The organism is Arthrobacter sp. NPDC080031, assembly GCF_040702485.1.
Taxonomy (GTDB): domain Bacteria; phylum Actinomycetota; class Actinomycetes; order Actinomycetales; family Micrococcaceae; genus Arthrobacter.
Map to the genome: position 1 here is coordinate 75,601 of NZ_JBFBLA010000013.1, position 18,675 is coordinate 94,275.

At 64.3% G+C, this 18,675-nt stretch carries 15 protein-coding genes and 1 tRNA gene; 8 read left to right on the forward strand and 8 right to left on the reverse strand.

What is annotated here, in order from left to right; translation table 11 throughout:
- Nucleotides 1-3: 3 nt before the first annotated feature.
- Nucleotides 4-1,179: an ROK family protein gene (locus AB0323_RS12825; RefSeq protein ID WP_366177661.1), complete on the reverse strand. Its 1,176-nt coding sequence runs from the start codon at nucleotides 1,177-1,179 to the stop codon at nucleotides 4-6.
- A gap of 483 nt (nucleotides 1,180-1,662) precedes the next feature.
- On the opposite strand from AB0323_RS12825, the gene AB0323_RS12830 reads away from it, so the two are divergent.
- The 6 genes from AB0323_RS12830 (at nucleotide 1,663) to AB0323_RS12855 (ending at nucleotide 7,347) form a co-directional block, all read left to right on the forward strand.
- Nucleotides 1,663-2,589 (forward strand): ATP-binding cassette domain-containing protein, encoded by a 927-nt coding sequence (locus AB0323_RS12830; RefSeq protein WP_366177662.1) that lies wholly within the window; start codon nucleotides 1,663-1,665, stop codon nucleotides 2,587-2,589.
- A gap of 162 nt (nucleotides 2,590-2,751) precedes the next feature.
- Nucleotides 2,752-3,372, forward strand: a complete 621-nt coding sequence (locus tag AB0323_RS12835; protein WP_366177663.1) for an ABC transporter permease subunit — start codon at nucleotides 2,752-2,754, stop codon at nucleotides 3,370-3,372.
- Entirely contained in the window at nucleotides 3,369-4,130 is a 762-nt protein-coding gene (locus tag AB0323_RS12840; protein WP_366177664.1) for an ABC transporter permease, read from the forward strand. Before AB0323_RS12835 ends, AB0323_RS12840 begins: the two co-directional genes overlap by 4 nt.
- Before the next feature lie 7 nt (nucleotides 4,131-4,137).
- Nucleotides 4,138-5,058, forward strand: coding sequence for an ABC transporter substrate-binding protein (locus AB0323_RS12845; protein WP_366177665.1), 921 nt, complete (start codon nucleotides 4,138-4,140; stop codon nucleotides 5,056-5,058).
- 81 nt (nucleotides 5,059-5,139) lie between these two features.
- Nucleotides 5,140-6,066: a sugar phosphate isomerase/epimerase gene (locus tag AB0323_RS12850; protein ID WP_366177666.1), complete on the forward strand. Its 927-nt coding sequence runs from the start codon at nucleotides 5,140-5,142 to the stop codon at nucleotides 6,064-6,066.
- Nucleotides 6,067-6,219: 153 nt separating this feature from the next.
- The gene (locus AB0323_RS12855; protein ID WP_366177719.1) at nucleotides 6,220-7,347 is read left to right on the forward strand and encodes a Gfo/Idh/MocA family oxidoreductase; all 1,128 of its coding nucleotides are present in this window, start codon (nucleotides 6,220-6,222) and stop codon (nucleotides 7,345-7,347) included.
- A 133-nt stretch (nucleotides 7,348-7,480) separates the two neighbouring features.
- On the opposite strand, the gene AB0323_RS12860 is transcribed toward AB0323_RS12855, so the two are convergent.
- From AB0323_RS12860 to AB0323_RS12875, 4 genes are all read right to left on the reverse strand, one after another.
- Complete coding sequence (locus AB0323_RS12860; RefSeq protein ID WP_366177667.1) at nucleotides 7,481-7,726, reverse strand: DUF6480 family protein; 246 nt, start codon at nucleotides 7,724-7,726, stop codon at nucleotides 7,481-7,483.
- A gap of 122 nt (nucleotides 7,727-7,848) precedes the next feature.
- The gene (gene selB / locus AB0323_RS12865) at nucleotides 7,849-9,645 is read right to left on the reverse strand and encodes a selenocysteine-specific translation elongation factor (protein ID WP_366177668.1); all 1,797 of its coding nucleotides are present in this window, start codon (nucleotides 9,643-9,645) and stop codon (nucleotides 7,849-7,851) included.
- Between the two features lie 3 nt (nucleotides 9,646-9,648).
- Nucleotides 9,649-10,980 carry an L-seryl-tRNA(Sec) selenium transferase gene (gene selA, locus AB0323_RS12870; protein ID WP_366177669.1) on the reverse strand — a complete coding sequence of 444 codons (1,332 nt, stop codon included), beginning with the start codon at nucleotides 10,978-10,980 and terminating at the stop codon, nucleotides 9,649-9,651.
- Nucleotides 10,981-11,015: 35 nt separating this feature from the next.
- A tRNA-Sec gene (locus tag AB0323_RS12875) sits at nucleotides 11,016-11,110 on the reverse strand.
- Nucleotides 11,111-11,154: 44 nt separating this feature from the next.
- On the opposite strand from AB0323_RS12875, the gene selD reads away from it, so the two are divergent.
- The gene (gene selD, locus AB0323_RS12880; RefSeq protein ID WP_366177670.1) at nucleotides 11,155-12,168 is read left to right on the forward strand and encodes a selenide, water dikinase SelD; all 1,014 of its coding nucleotides are present in this window, start codon (nucleotides 11,155-11,157) and stop codon (nucleotides 12,166-12,168) included.
- A gap of 15 nt (nucleotides 12,169-12,183) precedes the next feature.
- Here the strand turns inward: selD and nrfD are convergent, their stop codons facing one another.
- The 3 genes from nrfD to fdh all read right to left on the reverse strand — a co-directional run bounded on the left by nrfD (nucleotide 12,184) and on the right by fdh (nucleotide 17,722).
- On the reverse strand, nucleotides 12,184-13,275 hold the full coding sequence (gene nrfD, locus AB0323_RS12885; RefSeq protein WP_366177671.1) for an NrfD/PsrC family molybdoenzyme membrane anchor subunit: 1,092 nt from the start codon (nucleotides 13,273-13,275) through the stop codon (nucleotides 12,184-12,186).
- Nucleotides 13,272-14,282, reverse strand: a complete 1,011-nt coding sequence (locus AB0323_RS12890) for a 4Fe-4S dicluster domain-containing protein (RefSeq protein ID WP_366177672.1) — start codon at nucleotides 14,280-14,282, stop codon at nucleotides 13,272-13,274. The genes nrfD and AB0323_RS12890 overlap by 4 nt, the downstream gene beginning before the upstream one ends.
- A gap of 104 nt (nucleotides 14,283-14,386) precedes the next feature.
- A complete protein-coding gene (gene fdh, locus AB0323_RS12895; protein WP_366177673.1) occupies nucleotides 14,387-17,722 on the reverse strand; it encodes a formate dehydrogenase in 3,336 nt (1,111 codons plus the stop codon).
- A 329-nt stretch (nucleotides 17,723-18,051) separates the two neighbouring features.
- Between fdh and AB0323_RS12900 the strand changes: the two genes are divergently transcribed.
- Nucleotides 18,052-18,585 carry a hypothetical protein gene (locus AB0323_RS12900; protein WP_366177674.1) on the forward strand — a complete coding sequence of 178 codons (534 nt, stop codon included), beginning with the start codon at nucleotides 18,052-18,054 and terminating at the stop codon, nucleotides 18,583-18,585.
- The last annotated feature ends 90 nt before the right edge of the window (nucleotides 18,586-18,675 follow it).

Here is an 18,675-nt window from a genome sequence, read left to right on the forward strand (position 1 = left end):
ACGTCAAACATGTGCAGCTTCAGCCGAGACGACCGGGTCAGCGCTCAGAGTCGATAGCTCCGAGGCCTCGAACAGGATCTCGCCGAGAGATTCGATGCACATCCTGAGGCACCCGTTGAGGATGCACTCCTGGCCGAACTTCGACCCCCGGATGAGCGTCGTGATCGGCCGCTCGTTGCGCTGAAGTATCCGCTCCAGGGCAGGCACCAGTAGGTCTTGAATTTCGCCCAGACCACCGCCCAAGATGATCTCCTGCGGAGCCAGGAGCCAAGCGATAGCCGTGATACCCGGCGCCAGGGTCTGGGCAAGTTTGTCCACCTCCGCCAGCGCCCTTGCATCGCCCTCCCGCGCACGAGCCACCAGGTCCCTCGCTGGCTGGTAGTTCGGGGAACCTTCGTCGTCGAAGTCCACCAGCAGGGGGCTGGTCAGGCTTCGCAGCCCGAGCGCTGGTGCCCATGAGATCTCGCCAGCCGCGCCGTCTACACCACGGCGGAGCTCGTTGCGCAAGACAAGGCCGATGCCGAGCCTTTCACTATCGGAGTACAAGTAAACGAAGTCCTGCGTGTCCAGTCCGCCGATGTTCTTTTCCCCCAGAGCGGCCAATTTCGCATCGTTCTCCACCTGGACGGGGCAGTCGAACAACTGCCCAACGGCCTCAGACAGGGAGAAACCAGACCACTCGGGCATCGTGAACGGCAGTTCCACGGTGCCGTCGTCTTGGACGATTCCCGGTGTCGAGACAGTGACGGCGAGCACGGACGAACGCGTTCTTCCGACCTCAGTCAGCAGGACCTCGATGCACTCGCCGAGGAGGCGGAATCGCTCTTGGCGGCTAGTTGCGATGGGAAGGACCTGCCGTCTCGCGGCGAGCGGATTGGCCGCAAGGTCCGCGACCGTTGCGCTGATATGTCCGGCCTCAAGCTGGATCGCGAGGATACATGCCGCATCGTAGCTGAAGCTGAAGGTGCGTGCGGGCCGGCCCACTGATCGAACGCCCTTCGCGGAGGCTTCACTATCCTTCGCCCACCCCTTGGCGATCAGATTCTCGAGGATTACCTCAATCGTCCGCCGGGCCAACCCGGACTCCTTCCTCAGCTTCGCCATGGTAATGGGACTGCTCCGGTAAAGGATGTCGAGAGTCCGGGCTGTGTTGTGGTGGTGCATTTCGCCGTGATCCATGTCCTGCTCCTTTGGTCTGGGACTGATCTTACCGGCCAAAAAATAATATTGCTATAACTCAGCATAATTGGTAGTGTCTTGTCTCACACCGAAAAGCACCGCCGTCGGAAGGCTCCGTAGCCCATCGTGCGGGCTTGCGTACGCTCCGGACCGGAACCCGGCAAGGAGCATCGTGCCTGTAACTGACCTCCGACTATTCGGCTAGAGCTGGCCACCCGTTCAAACTCAGCTTCTGCGGTCCCGCCCCGGGGAGGACGTCCAGGCCAAAAGCCTCAGGGACCCCATGCGACGGGTTCCGGGGGCGCGAGGTCCAACGGTCGCCTCGTTCAAGACCGCAGCCATGAGATCTAGAGAGCAGGAAAGTCAAAATGATCAACTTCCCACACGTGTCGACTGGGCGCCCGATAGGGCCTGCCGTCCTCGATCCCCTGGGGGAAATCGCGAACGTTGCGGTTCACGCTGACGCCGGACCTGGAGTCCAGAATGATTGAGTTTGATGGAGTGTCCAAGGTTTTCCCGGACGGAACCACGGCGGTGGATAATCTGCATCTGACACTGCCGACCGGGAAGATCACCGTGTTTGTTGGACCTTCCGGGTGCGGCAAGACCACTTCGCTTCGGATGATCAACCGCATGGTTGAGCCAACTTCTGGCCGGATCCTGATCGACGGTTCAGACGTCATGTCCCAGGATGCTGACGTAATGCGCCGCTCCATCGGCTATGTCATCCAGCACGCCGGGCTGTTTCCCCACAAGACGATCGCAGAGAACATCGCAACGGTGCCGAGGTTGCTGGGGGTAAACAAGAGCGACGCCATGCGCCGTGCGATTGAGTTGATGGGCACAGTAGGTCTCCCAAGCAGTTTCGCCGACCGGTACCCTGTCCAGCTTTCCGGTGGGCAGCAGCAACGGGTCGGCGTAGCACGGGCATTAGCCGCCGATCCTCCCGTGCTGCTCATGGACGAGCCGTTCAGCGCCGTCGACCCGATCGTGAGGGGAGAGTTGCAGGCTGAATTCCTGCGGCTCCAGCGAGAGATCGGCAAGACCATTGCGCTGGTGACGCACGACATCGACGAGGCTATCAGGTTGGCCGATTACGTCGCGATCTTCCGGGAGCAAGGCCACCTCGCCCAACTCGCCACACCGCAGCAGCTGCTCGAAAACCCGGCTAATGAATTTGTCGCCAACTTTGTCGGACGGGACAGAGGCTTCCGGAGCTTGTCCTTTGAAAAGGCCGGGGCCCTCCTGGTCAATTCCCTTGATTCGCTCAAGGACAGCGGGATGACACTGGTCGTCGACGAGCATCGGAGACCTGTGGGGTGGGCCGGGCCGGGAATCGGATCGATGAGTCATCCGGCTGCCATCGGCGGCACCTTTACACGCGATGATTTCCCTCCGTCAGGCAACTGACGTAGTTATCAGCTCACCCGTGGGTGTCGCGGTCCGCGTCAACGAGGCCGGTATCGCCGACGGAGTGCTGTCTCATGAGGCGTTGTTTGAGCAACTGCGCGACCGTCGTCTACAAAAGGCAAGGGCAGTCCTGTGATCCAGTATCTCCAAAACAATCAGGCCGTGGTCCTCCAAGCCCTGCTCCAGCACGTGATCCTGTCGCTCGTCCCCCTCATCATCGGCGTCGCAGCCGCGTTGCCCTTGGGATACCTGGCGGTCAGGTTCAATTGGCTCTACCGGCCCATGTCAAACCTGACCGGCGTGGTCTATGCGATTCCTTCTCTGGCCCTGTTTGTTGTCCTGCCCGGGATCATCGGTACGAAGATCCTGGATCCGATCAACATTGTGGTGGCCCTTGCCATCTACACCGTGGCCCTGATGGCACGGGTTGTGGCGGACGGGCTTCGATCCGTGGACCAAACCGTAGCCCAAGCGGCCACTGCGATGGGCTACAAGAGGCTAAAGCGCCTGTTCAGCGTTGAACTCCCTATGTCGCTGCCGGTGACCTTGGCCGGTCTGAGGGTGGCAACCGTGGCCAACATCAGCATCGTCAGCGTCGGGGCCCTGATCGGAGTCGGCGGCCTCGGCGGCCTGTTCACCCGGGGCCTGCAGTTGCACTATCTGGAACCCGTCATCGTTGGAATCGTCCTTTCGATCGCCCTGGCCGCCGTCTGTGACCTGACAATCGTGGCGCTCCAACGACGCCTCACACCCTGGACCCGGCTCGGAGGCAAGACAAAATGAACGGCAAAGGAAACAACGTTCCGTGGCTGTTCGATGCCGCCAACTGGGCCATCGGTCCCGCGGGGGCCTTCCCGGCCCTCATCGGAGCACATCTTTTCTACACATTTGCCGCACTCGCGATAGCCGCGATCGTGGCAATCCCTGTCGGCTTGTACATCGGCCACACCAACAGGTTCGCTTTCCTGGCCATCAACCTTGGCAACGCCGGGCGCGCACTCCCGACGTTTGGGCTCATCAGCCTGCTGGTCATCATCCTGGGGCTTGGTGAAACGCCCGTCATGGTCGCTCTTGTGGTCCTGGCGATACCACCCATCCTGACATCGACATTCGCGGGCCTTCAGGCCGTCGACCGCGCAACTGTCGACGCGGCCCGCGGTGTGGGGATGCGAAGCACGCAAGTCCTTTTTCGAGTTGAGGTGCCCATCGCCCTGCCGCTGATTGTCGGCGGGATCAGGAGTGCTGCGCTGCAGGTCATAGCCACAGCGACCGTGGCGGCCTATGTGGGCCTGAGCGGACTGGGACAACCACTCATCTACGGACTGAGTCTGAACCAATACGATCGCGTGATCGCCGGAGGCGTCCTTGTCGCGGCACTGGCGATCGTCATCGACCTGGCCTTCGAAGCAATCCAAAAGTACCTGGTCTCGCCCGGCGTAACCGGACGAGCGATACGCCGCTCAACAAAACAGAAGAAACAATCCATCCCCAACGAAGCATCCGTCCGGGACCTTGTACCCGCGACGAAAACCGAGAGGTAACAAAGACATGTCAATCAAGAAAATCACCGTAACCGGTGTTGCCGTTCTGGTCGCGACCGTGCTGGCAGGCTGCGCGGGGAATCCGTTAGCGGCGGACACCGCAAATGCTTCTTCATCCACCATCGCGATCGGTTCGGCCGCTTTTCCCGAAAATGAGCTACTCGCCGAAATCTACGCCCAGGCTCTGGAATCCAAAGGCCTGACAGTCAAGCGAAACTTTAACATCGGCGCCCGCGATATCTATCTCGCCGCGCTCAAGGACGGCTCCATCGACCTTATGCCCGAATACACGGGGGCGCTCTACTCGTCCCTGGTCAAGGGTGGTGCACCCGAAGGAGCATCCACACCTGAACAGGTCTACGGAGCGCTGCAAGGCGTGCTTCCCGCCGGCACCCAGACGCTGCCCATGTCCGCGGCCGAAGACAAAGACACCCTCGCCGTGACACCCGGGACAGCCCAGAAATACAACCTCAAATCGCTCACCGACCTCGCCCCGGTAAGCAAGGAACTAACTGTCGGCGCGGGCGCCGGATGGGATGAAACCTATGTGGGCCTTGTCGGCCTGAAGAAGGTCTACGGCATCGATTTCAAGGCGTTCAAGGGCCTCGACTCCGGCGGTCCCCTCACTCTTGGAGCACTGCAGCAGGACCAGATCCAGGTCGCCAACATCTACTCGACGGATGCGGCTATCCAGTCAGAGAAACTCGTAGTCCTTGATGACCCCAAGCACCTATTCCAAGCGGAGAACATCGTCCCCCTGATTCGTAAAGACAAGGCGAACCCAACCGTTTCCGAGGCGCTCAACGCCGTCTCAAAGGCTCTCACCACCGAAAACCTGACCAGCTACCTAGCCGAGGTCACTGTCAACAAAAAAGACACCGCTTCGGTCGCGGCCAAGTTCCTCGCCGATACAGGCATCAAACACTAACTGCCGTTGCGTCGCTGCCCGGCACGCCAACAGTGCAGCGACGCCTCCGCGAAACCCCTCCCCCCACAAGATTGGACTTCAATGGAAACGACCCCCGAATACGCCGTCGACCTCATTACCTTCTATCACCCCTCTTTCTGGGGCGTGAACAGCTACGACGACATCATGGCTCTTCGTCGCAAGGACCCGGCCGCGCTCTGGACAAAGATCCTTGACGCCTTGACCGAGGCACGGATGTCTTCGTTCGAAATGACGTTTCCCCCGGCTGACAAGTCCTCGGCTGTCGAGGCTTTCGGATCCGTCAAAGGCTTCCGTGACGAACTCACGGCCCGCGGGTTGAAACTCAAGAGCAGCTACCACTCCGGATCAGGTTGGGGGCCGGGAGCAGACTTCGGCGCCGAACGGGACAAAGCGGAAGAACTTGCAGAGTTCATTGCCGATGCCGGCGGTGACACACTCGTCGTCGGACTCCCCATGCGAAACTCCCGGGACTCCACTCCGCCATTATTCGTCGATGCCAAATTTGCTGGCGCCGTGGCAGACATCGCGCACATCGTAGGAGACGCCACCCTGCGAATGGGCGTCAAAACCGCCCTTCACACGGAGGCGCATTCGACGTTCTGCACCCGACGGGATATCGATCTCGTTCTCACGCTCACCGACCCCGAGTATGTGTATTTCTGCCCCGATACCGCGCACATCACACTCGCGGGCGGCAACGCCATCGATGTCGTGGCCCCACACGCCGGTCGGGTTGTCATCGCCCACTGGAAGGATGCCGTCGGACCGATGCCGGAAGGTTTCCCGATCAACCATTCGACCATCCACGACCAGCATCAGGACTACATGTGTGCACTCGGATCCGGTGTCGTGGACTGGGCGAGTTGGGCAAAACTGTACGACCAGACCGCGGGCCGGGCTGTTCGCCTCTTGGAGCTTGATGCCGTCGCATCGCCGGTTGCCGAGATGAAAGCTGCCATCTCCTTCCTGAAACTCAGCGGCATCTAGACCATTCAAAACCCGCCGGCCATGCCACGATCCCGGTCCTTGACGGTCACCGCCGCCACCAAGTCCCTCGAAGTGGGCGTCGTGGAACTCGGCTACTCCGGCGACGTCTTTGAAAGCATCACCGAAATCAACACACAGTCTGAGAGCCAACGCATGAGCACCCCATCTACCCCTTCCATCAATAGCGGTCCCGTCGGCGTCGCAGTCATCGGCGCTGGCAACATTTCCAAGCAGTACTTGGACAACCTCACGGTCTTCCCTGACCTGAAGGTCCACGTCATCGCCGACCTCTTCGAGGACGCCGCCGAGGCCCGCGCCAGGGAATACGGCATCCCTGAATGGGGTGGCGTGGACAAGGCCCTGAACCACCCCGACGTCGAAATCATCGTCAACCTCACCATCCCCGCCGCGCACGTGGAAGTGGCCACCGCCGCCGTCAACGCGGGCAAGCACGTCTGGACGGAAAAGCCGTTCTCCCTGGACCGTGAATCCGGGCTGGGCCTGCTCAAGACTGCCGACGCCGCAGGCGTCCGCCTAGGCTGTGCCCCGGACACCTTCCTCGGTGCCGGTATCCAAACGGCTTTGCGCCTGATCCGGCGGGGCGATATCGGCACTCCCCTGACGGCAATGACCACGTACCAGACCCCCGGCCCGGAATCCTGGCACCCCAACCCCGCTTTTCTCTTCCAACACGGCGCGGGCCCGCTGTTCGACATGGGCCCGTATTACCTCACCACGCTGGTCCAGACGTTCGGCTCTATACGCAAAGTTGCCGCCGTCGGCTCCAAGGCCAAGGACGTCCGGGTCATCGGTTCGGGGCCCAATGCAGGCGAGGAATTCACGGTCGAGGTGCCCACGCACGTCTCCGCGGTGGCGCAGTTCGAATCCGGAGCGTCCTCGCACAGCGTGTTCTCCTTCGAATCCTCCCGCACCCGGACGGGATTCGTGGAAATCACCGGCACCGAAGCCACAATCTCGCTGCCGGACCCCAACTACTTCAGCGGTGATATCAAGCTCTGGCGCGCCGGCGACGAAGACCGGACCACCATTCCCGCCACCGGACCCGCCAACGGCCGCGGCATGGGCGTGCTGGACATGGCCCGCTCCCTCCGCGCCGGCGTCAGGCACCGCGCCACGGGTGAGCTGGCGTACCACGTCCTGGACACGATGGTCTCCATCTCGGAGTCCGTTGATTCCTGCACGTTCGTCGACGTTGAAAGCTCCGCCCCGAAGTCCCCCGCTCTACCCGAGGACTGGGCGCCGGAAACCGCAACCACCTGACCCGGCAAACAGGTCAAGCAAGAAGCAACTAGGAATGCATCATGACCGCACCGCGTGGCGGAACGTGGCCAGTTTCTTTTGACGTCCCGGCCTTCGAGCAGAAGGTCCTCGCGGGCCGGGGTGCCCGGACTGCTTACTCGTCGTGTCCTTGGTCGCCGCTCATCTGGTCCTCTGCGGGTGGAGTCTCGCCCGGCGGCACGCCGCCCCCGGGCTCCAGCCCGGTGATGTTTCCCTCACGCGGATCCGGGTTGGCCGACGTGGCGGGGTCCCGATCCTTGTCATCGACCTTGGCGTCTCCTGGCTGGTCCGTAGCGGCAGACGGATCACTATCAGATGCTCCAAACGTCCTCGGATCGTCTTCCGGGTCATACCTGGTCATGGTCGGTCCCCTTCGTCAGCACCCTGAGTATTTTTTGCCAGCCTAGTCCGAGCCCCCGGCTCCAACAAGCCACCGTCTCGACTCACGGAAATCGCCGAAGGCGCTACTCCCCCACCCCTGGGTCAACGCACCACGCTACGGTGGCCGGCATCCTGGCGCTGGGTCCAACCACGGGAATCGAGATGCTCCAGCAACGGAACCGCGATCCGGCGTGTCGCGTCGAGCGCCTGACGTGCCTGACTCGTGGTGAATGGCTGCTCCAAACGGGCGAGAGAGCGCATCGCAAGCGCCGGTGCCGTGGGTAGCAGCACCACCCCGTCACGCAACCGCAGCAAACGGCCCGTGCGTTCGGCAGCAGCCAGCTCCCTCGCGCCCAAGCCCAGCGCCGACAGCTCGTCGGCGTCCGGGGCATGGAAGGGATGGGCACCCAGCCTGCGCTCCAACTCCGCAATCGCAGGCTCGATGGCACCCAGGTTGCCCGCGCTGCCAGGCAGCCGGAAGTGGCCACCATCCTGTTCGACGGCTGCCCCGCGGACAACGTGGGACAGCAGCCTCTCATCGGGCAACTCCAGCAGGTCCCGTGCCGCCCCCATGGAGAGGCCTTGGGAGAGAGGGTCGCGCTCTTGCAGCGACTGGACTGCGGTGCGCAGCCGGTGCTGCCATGCCTCCAGCACAGGAGCGTGGACCCACCAGTCATCGAGAACCTTCACGCCGTCGGGCGCCTCCGCATCATGCCCGGACAGTAACCCGAGCCGGCGGAGATGTTCTACCTGCACCGCTCCGCGCGCTGCTACTTCACCGAGGACGTCACCCGAGGGGTCCATGCCGGCAAGCCGCTCTGCCCAGTGGGCACCATCGCCTCGCCGCCGCAAGGCCGGAGGATCGGCGTCAAGGATGCGTGCGCCGCCCAACACTGAGCGGCTCCCCGGGTCACGCAGCACCAGCCTGTCACCGACAACGAGCGGCAACCGCCGGTCAAGGACGAGCCGGGCGTGGTCGGCGCCGAAAGGACGCAGCCGGGCTGCCACGGCCGCGGTGCCAACATGCACCATCAGTTGCTCCGGCACGTCCGTATACGCCACGCCAGTCGTCCGCTGGATGCCTACGACGCCCGTGGTGGGCCACGCATCGGGGGTAAGCAGGGCGTCCCCGCGCCGGATGTCCTGGGCGGAAACGTCACGCAGGTTCAACGCCACACGGCTGACGGGCCCCACCGACGTGTACGAGGTGTCGCGGCTTTGCAGGCCGCGGACGACGACGGGCCGGGAATCAACGTGGCCCGACAACTGCAGCCGGTCCCCGTGGACGATCGTTCCTGATCCCAACGTTCCGGTCACCACCGTTCCGGAGCCAGTGATGGTGAACGAGCGATCCACCCACAACCGGACCCGCCCATCCATGGTGGGGTGAGGCACGTTGGCCAGGACGCCGTCGAGTGCGGCACGCAGCTCAGCCAGCCCGGTACCGTCGATGGCAGACACAGCGACTGCGGGGGCAGCCTCCAGGCCAGTCCCGGCCAGCTCTCTGCGGGTCCGGGCCAGCACATCGGCGATCCGCTGCCCCGATGCCCGGTCCGTGCGGCTGAGCACCACGACGCCGTGTTCAATCGCCAACGCGGCGACAGCGTCCCGGTGGTCGCTTGACTGCGCCTGCCAGCCCTCATCAGCGGCGACGACGAAGCAGACCACGGGAGCGGGTCCAATTCCAGCCAGCATGTTGCCCAGGAAGCGTTCGTGGCCGGGGACGTCCACGAACGCAACATCCTGTCCGGACGGCAGCGTTGTCCAGGCATAACCCAGGTCAATGGTCAGCCCGCGGCGCCGTTCTTCCTCCCAACGGTCCGGCTCCATTCCGGTAAGGGCGCGGACAAGGGTGCTTTTGCCGGAATCGACATGTCCGGCCGTGGCAACGACGTGCACCGCTCAGCCCGTCCTGCCCGCGTCCGCAACCTCGAGGTTTGCCAGCGCCCGCCGCACCGCCTCGAGTATCCGGTCGTCGTCCGCTACGGGCACGCAACGCAGATCTATCAGGCACGAGCCGTCGTGAACGCGCGGCAGCACGGCCGGGACGCCGGTACGCAATAGACGCGCGAGTCCCTCAGGGAGCCGGAGCGCCCACCCCGGCAGGGGAACACCGGGGGCACCCCCGCCGCCTACCCTGCCGTCATGCGGTACGACGGGCACTCCGAGTGCTTGGGCGAGCCGGTCGGTACGGCGCCGCAACTCCCGGACGTCGGCATGCAGCGCCTGCACAACCGGCGTTGGTCCGCCTGCAACGGTCGCCTCGAGCGCGGCGAGGGCTAGCTTGTCAGCCCGGACGGCACGGGCAAGCGGGTGGCGTGCCAACCGCGTGATGATCTCCTTGCGGCCAAGCAGCAAACCTGCCTGCGGGCCGCCCAGCAGTTTGTCACCGCTGGCAATGACGACGTCGGCCCCGCTCGCCAAAGCTGAGGCAACATCAGGTTCATCAGGGAGGTATGGGTCCGGTGCCAGCAGACCACTGCCCAGGTCGGCCACGAGTGGTACCCCGTTTGCGTGTGTCAGCGGGCTCAGTTCGTGGAGCGGCACAGCGGAGGTGAATCCATCCACCCGGAAGTTGCTCGGGTGGACCTTCAGTACGCAGCCCGTATCCGTCCCGAGAGCTTCGGCGTAGTCATGCAGGTGCGTCCGATTGGTGGTACCCACCTCGCGTAGCCTTGCGCCTGTCGACTCCATCAAATCCGTCAACCTGAAGCCGGCACCGATCTCAACGAGTTCGCCGCGGCTTACCACCACCTCCCGGCCGGAGGAGAGGGCTGTAGTGGCCAACACCAGCGCCGCAGCGCCGTTGTTGACCACCAGAACGTCTTCGGCGGCGGGACAGGCTGCGAGCAGTGCTGCCCGGGCCCCGGCACCCCGGCGGGAACGGCTTCCGTCCGCCAGGTCCAGCTCCACGTCCACGTAGCCGCAGGCGGCGACAACAGCTTCGACTGCACCGGCAGAAAGGGGGGCCCGTCCGAGGTTCGTATGGACAATGACGCCGGTTGCGTTCAGGACCGGGCGCATGGTTCTTGCCTTGCGCGTAGCGATGGCGGCCAGCAGGGCTGGTTCCACTTGGCCGGGAGGGAGCTCCCCTCGCCGGGCCCGCTCTTGGATTTCCCGGACGAGTTCGCGGATCACACGCTCATGAAGGCGGCCCCGGGCCTCACGGACGGGCTGCAATGCCAGCAGGTCATTCGTGCGGGGAATCAGGCGCCGGGGATCGACGTGGTCCACAGCCCTCCTCCTTTGGCGGCATATATGCCGAACATTGGCGGTGGCGGACGGGAATCGAACCCGCCAGGCCGAGATGCTCAGCCACACCGGTTTTGAAGACCGGGGGGCCCACCAGGACCCGGACGCCACCGCGCCCCAATATAGCAGGTTGCCTTCCAGGGGTACGCTAGGCGGGTGAAGACGTCAGTCCAGCAACTAGATGATGGTGCCGGCGCAATCCGGCTCACCGACTATGCCCACGGCGGGGGCTGCGCCTGCAAGATTCCGCCCGGCGAACTCGAAGACGCCGTCCGCGGGCTGATCGGTCAACCGGGCGCGGAGGTGCTTGTCGGTCTTGACAGTGGCGACGACGCGGCAGCGGTCCTGGTGCGCGACGACCTGGCGGTCCTTACCACTGCGGACTTCTTCACTCCGGTCGTCAATGATGCGTTTGACTGGGGCCGCATCGCCGCCGCCAATGCCCTCTCGGACATCTACGCGATGGGCGGCCGGCCGGTCACGGCGATCAATCTCGTCGGCTGGCCCCGCGGTGTCCTGCCGCTGGAGCTGATGACCGAAGTCCTCAGCGGCGGCCTGAGTGTGGCGTCGGAGGCGTCCTGCCCTGTACTTGGTGGCCACTCCATCGACGATCCGGAGCCCAAGTACGGCATGGCGGTCACGGGCGTCGCGCACCCCGACCGGTTGCTGCGCAACGACGCCGCCAAGCCGGGCTTGCCCATCACGCTTACCAAGCCGATCGGCGTCGGGCTTCTCAACAACCGGCACAAAACGACCGGTGAGGTGTTCGCTGAGGCGATAGAGACAATGGCGAGCCTCAATCGCGACGCGTCCGAAGCGGCAGTGGCCGCTGGGGTCCGGGCAGCGACTGACGTCACGGGTTTTGGCCTGCTTGGCCATCTTTACAAGATGGTCCGGGCATCGGAAGTGGGCGCAGTGATCGATCTGAAGGCCGTACCGCTGATTGACGGAGCCCGCGAGGCGCTCCGCGACGGCTTTGTCTCCGGCGGGACGCGGCGCAACCTCGACTGGGTGCGGCCGCACCTGGCGACCGCGCCGGGCATCACCGAAGACGACCTGCTGCTTCTGGCCGATGCCCAGACCTCCGGCGGCCTGCTGGTGGTCGGCGAGCTGCCCGGCCACCCTGTAATCGGCCACACCACTACCGGCCGGGGCATCGAGATCCGCTGACCCCCGGCGGGCCAGTCAGCTGCTGGTAGTGATCGCGTCGCCGGTCACGCCGGCCGCACGACGGGCCGCGAGCCGGTTCTTCTGCGGTTCGATGGTGTACCGCGGGTTCTTGGCGGAGGCAAGTCCCGCCTCGAACACGCCGAACCGGGTCAGTGCCGAAGCGGCCAGCAAAGCCACCCCTGAAGCCGCAGCTGCGACGCGGTTGCGGCCGCCCAGGAGTGTGCCCAAGCCGCCGGCCACTGCCAGCCGCTCGCTCCATTTCAGCATGGTGCCTGCCTTGCCCTGATGCAGGGGCTCGGCCGCCACCGGGTCCATCCGGCGCTCCATGACCTTCATGGCAAGCACGTCGCCCACGACGCCGAGCACTGCCAGGTTCCGTGCAGGACCGGTCTCCCGTACTGGCGTGGTGACCATGGCGAGCCCGGCGGAAGCGAGGCATGCGGAACTCACGAAGACAAAAGGCAGGTCCTCGTGCGCGGCGTTCCATGTGGGTGTGGCGGTGTCGCCAAGCAGTACCGCAGAGTATGCCGCCAATGGTCCGGCAAATAGCGCAGCCTCAACGGCCGCCGGTCCTTCGACAGCGTGCAGCACCTTGCGCAAGGGACCCAGCGGCAGCCGTGCCCCGCTCATCCGGTCGATTTCCGCTACCGCCGAGACGCCCGCGCCTACGCTGAAAGCGCTGAGGATCCACGAGCCCACACTCATCGGCGAGGTCACCTTGAAGGTCCGCAGCATATGCAGAAAACGTTCCGGGCGGCCCAGGTCCTTCACCAGGGCAACAGCGCCGGCGCCCGCCGCTGCCAGGGCGCCCAGCCGGGCATTCCGGCGCAGGGTCGGCCGTCCGGTCAGCTGCCCGCCGAGGCCAAGCAGTGCCGAACCGGCGGCCACGCCGCCCAGAAACAGGTAGATGGCAACGTCATCACCCCACGGCGCCGGCTTGACCACGGGCCGGCCGTAGTACGAGGTGAATTCCGGCTCCGGGACCATGGGTATTTCGCGCGAGCCATCGCTGTTGTCCCGGCGGCGGCGGGCGCCGCGCTTGCCGTCCTGCCGGGGACGGCGGGCTGGCTCGGCTGGTCGGAAGCTGTCGAATTCCGAAAGGGTCACGCCCGTCCTCCTAGGAAAGCCACAGCAGCTGCTGCTGCCATACCCGCTACGGCCATGCCTGCCCGCCGGTACATCCGGGGCAGATCGGCTGTGGGTACGCGCGGGTCCGGCGGGAGCCCATACACCTCAGGCTCATCGAGCAGCAGGAAGACCGATCCGGTTCCGCCGACGCCGTCGTTTTCATTCGCACCGTAGAGCCTCGCTTCCGTCAGGCCCTGTGCGTGCAGGTCTGCGACCCTTTCCCGGGCCGTCTCCACCATGTCGTCGTGATTACCGAACTTGATGGACGTCGTCGGGCATGCCTTGGCGCAAGCGGGCGTCTCATCGGCCACGAGCCGGTCGTAGCAGAGCGTGCACTTCTGGGCTATGCCGACGCTGGGGACAGCGGGATGACTGTCGTGCTGCTCGTCCCTCTGAGTGGCGACTGCGACCCTGCCGTCGCTGCGGCGCTCGATCACGCCGAACGGGCATCCGGCCACGCAGGTACCGCAGCCGTTGCAGACGTCGTCCTGGACCACCACCGTGCCGAATTCGGTGCGGAAGAGCGCTCCGGTGGGGCAGACGTCAAGGCATCCGGCGTGCGTGCAATGCTTGCACACATCCGAGGACATCAACCACCGGAAGTCTGCCGTATCGGGCGGAGTGGTGTCGGCCCCCGCCAGGTCGGTGGCAGCCGGCGCTGCGGGGGCGGGAGGACCGATGCGGGGCATGCCCAGGTTAACCAGGGCCCGCCCTGATTCCCGCGCCTCGGCAATGCGGTCCTGACCCTGCTCGATGAATGCGACATGCCGCCAGGTGTTGGCCCCTAGCTCTCCGGTGTTGTCGTAGGAGGACCCCAGTAACTCCAGGTTTCCGTCCTGCGGATTGTGGTTCCACTCCTTGCAGGCGACTTCGCAGGCCTTGCAACCGATGCAGATGGACGTGTCGGTGAAGAACCCCTTGCGCGGATGGCTGTGCTCCCAGTGGGCATCGGCGGTGGGATCGGTCGGTCCGGACAACTGGCCCATCTAGTCCTCCAACATTGTGTCGATACCCGGAACACTGCCGTTAGGCAGCTGCAGTCCGGACGGGGCAATACATGCTTCGGCGGTGGCGGTAGCGGCCGGGTTCATCAGCGTGGCTCACCATCGCCCCGGCCGCGCATACCGGCGTCGGGATCAATGCCTTCGGCTCCCGGATCGGTGACTGCGCGGTTCCCGGTCTCGATGGTCACTCCGGCGCGCGCCTGGTAGTCGGCAACCAACGCAAGCAGCTCCTTCCCGCGCGGCCGGCGGCCTGGACGAATGTCGCAGGAGGCCACCTTGGATTCCTGGATTTGAACGTTGGGGTCCAGCGTCACACCCAGCAAATCGTTGGCAGCGTCGCCGCTGACGACGGCATTGCTCCCCACTCCCCAGTGGTATGGCAGCCCGATCTGGTGCACCGTGTGACCGCCGATCGCCAAAGGCGTCATCCGTTCAGTGACAAGCACCTTCGCTTCGATGGCGGACCGGGCCGAAATGATCGTTGCCCACCCGTAGGGTTCAAGGCCGCGCTCAGCAGCCAATTCGGGCGAGACCTCGCAGAACATTTCCGGTTGCAGCTCCGACAGGTAGGGCAACCAGCGGCTCATCCCTCCCGCCGTATGGTGCTCTGTGAGCCGGTACGTGGTGAAGACATACGGATAGACGTCTACGCCACTGGTACCGGCGCTTGGTGCGCTCAGGTTGTCCGCGCGGGCGAAGAACAGCCGCGCCGGGCTCTGCTGCTGTGGGTAGAGCGCGTTTGCCACCGGAGATTCCTGAGGCTCGTAGTGGGTGGGAAGGGGCCCGTCCACGAGTCCCTTCGGCGCGAACAACCAGCCCTTACCGTCTGCCTGCATGATGAATGGATCATCTCCGCTGAGCGCGGCCGCACCACCGAGAGAAAGGTCGGGATGGCTGCCAGGTGCCCGATCAACCGGGAAGTCCGGCACATCGTCTCCGACCCATCGCCCCTGCTCCCCGTCCCACCAGACATATTTCTTCCGCTCGCTCCATGGTTTACCGGCCGGGTCGGCCGACGCCCGGTTATAGAGGATCCGGCGGTTGGCCGGCCAGGCCCAGCCCCACTCCGAAGCCGTCGGTCCCTGCTCACGGCCCGGCTTACGGTCGGCGGCATGGTTGATGCCGTCAGCGTACACACCGGTGTAGATCCAGCAGCCGGCCGACGTGGAGCCGTCAGCGCGCAGCTCCGTATAGGCGGAGAGTGGTTTGCCGGCATCCGGGCCTGCGAGGCGACGTCCGTTGATCTCGGCAAGCACCGCCTCGCCATCGGGCTCGCCGTGTTGGTCCGTGGGATAGTCCCAGGTCAGGTCGAGCAGCGGACGGTCGCGCTCGTCCTCGGAACCGGCCAGCTTCTCCCGGATCCGCTGACCCAGTTCAAAGAAGAACTGCAATTCGCTTTGGCACTCCCCTGGCGGCGCGACCGCCTGGTGGCGCCACTGCAGCAGGCGTTGCGTCTGCGTGAACGAGCCGGCTTTTTCCACGTGGGTTGCCGCCGGCAGGAAGAACACCTCGGTCTCGATGTCCTCGGTGCGCAGCTCGCCGGATTCGATCTCCGGACCGTCCTTCCACCAGGTGGCCGATTCGATGAGGTTCAAGTCACGCACTACCAGCCATTTCAGATGCGACATGGCCAGACGTTGCATCCGTCCGTTAGCCGAACCCACTGCAGGATTCTGTCCGAGAAGGAAGTAGCCCTCGACTTCGTCCGCAAGCATGCCCATCACCGTCTCGTATGTACCGTGCGCGCCGGTCAACCTCGGAAGGTAGTCGTAGGCCCAGTCGTTTTCCGGGCACGCAGCGTCACCCCACCAGGCCTTGAGCAGGCTGATGGTGTAAGCGTCGGCGTCAGCCCAATAACCCTTCTGCTTCTTAGACCCAATTGCTGCCAGATATTCATCGAGGGTGTCATGGCGGCCGGCGCTGGGCATTGGCAGATACCCGGGCAGCAGGTTGAACAGGGTCGGAATGTCCGTGGAACCCTGGATGCTGGCGTGGCCGCGCAGAGCCATGATTCCGCCGCCGGGGCGTCCCACGTTTCCAAGCAGAAGCTGCAGAATGGCGGCCGCCCGGATGAACTGCGCTCCCAAAGAGTGCTGGGTCCAGCCGACAGCGTAGGCGAAACAGGTTGTCCGGTCGCGCCCGGAGTTTTCCGTAATGGTACGGGCCAGATACTCGAAGTCCGCGACGTCGATGCCGCACATGTCCTGGACCATCTCCGCGGTGTAGCGAGCGTAATGCCGCTTCACGATTTGGAAAACGGTCCGGGGGTCCTGCAGCGTATCGTCACGCTGCACTTCCGCATGCTCCAAGGCCGGACCGCCGCTGCCGAACTGGTCGCCAGCGGCACGGCCCGTTGCATCTGCGCCGTGTTCCGAACCGGGCCCCGGCTCATCGATGGCACCGTCATCTTTCGCCGCATAGGCCCACGAGGACGTGTCATAGGCGCCCTTCTCCGGATCGAAGCCGGAGAACAGGCCGCCCAGATCCTCGGCGTCGCGGAAATCGTCATGGACCAGCGTGGCAGCGTTGGTGTACGCGCCGACGTACTCCTTGAACCAGAGGTCGTGGGTGATCACGTAGTTGATGAGCGCGCCCAGGAGCACAACGTCAGAGCCCGCCCGAATGGGAATGTGCTTATCCGCGACCGCTGACGTACGCGTGAACCGGGGGTCGATGTGGATGACCTTCGCCCCGCGGGCCTTAGCCTCCGCCACCCACTGGTACCCCACGGGATGGCACTCGGCCATGTTGGAACCCTGAATGACGATGCAGTCGGCGTTGGCCATATCCTGCAGTGACTGCGTAGCACCACCGCGTCCAAACGAGGCTCCCAAACTGGGAACCGTGGCGGAGTGTCATATACGGGCCTGATTCTCGGTCTGCACTGCCCCCGCGGCCGTGAAGAGCTTCTTTATCAGGTAGTTCTCTTCGTTGTCCAAGGTGGCGCCGCCCAAGGAAGCTATGCCCATCGTGCGGCGCAGCTGCCGCCCCTGGTCGTCTTCCTGCTGCCACGTCCTGCGGCGCGTATCGATGAACCGGTCCGCGACCATTTCGACTGCAGTAGCCAGGTCGAGGTGCTGCCACTCGGTGGAACGCGGCGCACGGTAGAGAACTTTTGTCTGCCGGCCCGGCGAGTTGACCAACTGTTCGCTGGCAGACCCCTTGGGGCAGAGCCGGCCGCGGGAAATGGGTGAATCCGGATCGCCCTCGATCTGGACAACCTTCTCGTCCTTGACGTAAACACGCTGCCCACAACCAACGGCACAGTAAGGGCACACGCTCTGCACAACGCGGTCGGCAGTGGCCGTCCGCGGCGCTATTGCTCTTGTCTTGGCGGAGGTTACCGACGGCCCGCGGCCCAGCAGGTCGCCCGTGCCCACCTGCCGGATGACCGGCCATTGAAGAAAACTTCGCGGTGCCATTTCAGGAGCATAACCCAAAGCACGGCGGGAGTGACAGTACAAAGTCGGACGCGTCATCGCCGCGATTCAGTAGCGCCGCGATTCAGTAGCAAGGTTCACGCTGGAGGGGCGAAGCAGGCGTGGCCGTCCGGAGAAAACGAAACCAGACGACGGCGGTAGCAGATGCGCCGCCACGGTCGGGACTACCCCTTAATTTATAAGTGTGCTTACTATATTCTCAGTCGTGAGGCTGCACTCCCTCCAGTCCGCTACACCGGAGGCGCAGGTTCCGCCCTTCAGCTCCGTCCGATCCCCACTTCATGTTCGATCCTCACGTTAGGAAGCACGTCATGGCAGGAAATCTACTGGCCCGCTCTGTTCACGATCTGTCCGCGGCCGCCTGGTTCGGCGGCTCTCTGATGGGTGCCATTGGCCTGAACGGAGCTGCCGCTGAAGCCAGGGATCCTGCCGAACGCACCAGGCTATCGAGCCTCGGCTGGATGAAATGGGCACCGGTTCAAACGGCAGCCTTTGCCACGCATCTAATTGCCGACCTGGCCATCGCATGGGAGAACAAGGGCCGGATTGCCAAGCAAGACGGCGTGGGCGTCAATACCATATACAAGACCGCAGTCACTCTGGCTGGCGCGGCCGTGACGCTGTATGCGGGCACCCTCGGCAAGAAAGTCGAGAAAATGGCGAACGAAGGCGCCCGCGGTGCCACCGAGCCCAGGGCGGGGGCCTCGGAGGAGCTTCGGACAGCGCAGAAACAGTTGAAGTTGCTGCAGTTCGCCATTCCGGCATTCGCCGCGTGGGTCATTGTGCTCGGAGCGAAGCACGGCGAGATGCAGCGGCCCAAAAACGTGCTCAAAGGTTTCCGCTGACGTCTTGAAGCGCTGCCGCGCGTGGATTCAAGTGCGGGAAAATGCGAGTGCTCGGGCCGCCATCCGCACGGGCGCTCAATGCTGGACGAA

Excerpts from the sequence above, each read along its gene's own strand:
- AB0323_RS12825 (WP_366177661.1), bottom strand. The coding sequence starts at position 1,179 with ATGGATCACGGCGAAATGCACCACCACAACACAGCCCGGACTCTCGAC.
- AB0323_RS12830 (WP_366177662.1), top strand. The coding sequence starts at position 1,663 with ATGATTGAGTTTGATGGAGTGTCCAAGGTTTTCCCGGACGGAACCACG.
- AB0323_RS12840 (WP_366177664.1), top strand. The coding sequence starts at position 3,369 with ATGAACGGCAAAGGAAACAACGTTCCGTGGCTGTTCGATGCCGCCAAC.
- AB0323_RS12845 (WP_366177665.1), top strand. The coding sequence starts at position 4,138 with ATGTCAATCAAGAAAATCACCGTAACCGGTGTTGCCGTTCTGGTCGCG.
- AB0323_RS12850 (WP_366177666.1), top strand. The coding sequence starts at position 5,140 with ATGGAAACGACCCCCGAATACGCCGTCGACCTCATTACCTTCTATCAC.
- AB0323_RS12855 (WP_366177719.1), top strand. The coding sequence starts at position 6,220 with ATGAGCACCCCATCTACCCCTTCCATCAATAGCGGTCCCGTCGGCGTC.
- AB0323_RS12860 (WP_366177667.1), bottom strand. The coding sequence starts at position 7,726 with ATGACCAGGTATGACCCGGAAGACGATCCGAGGACGTTTGGAGCATCT.
- AB0323_RS12890 (WP_366177672.1), bottom strand. The coding sequence starts at position 14,282 with ATGGGCCAGTTGTCCGGACCGACCGATCCCACCGCCGATGCCCACTGG.
- AB0323_RS12900 (WP_366177674.1), top strand. The coding sequence starts at position 18,052 with ATGGCAGGAAATCTACTGGCCCGCTCTGTTCACGATCTGTCCGCGGCC.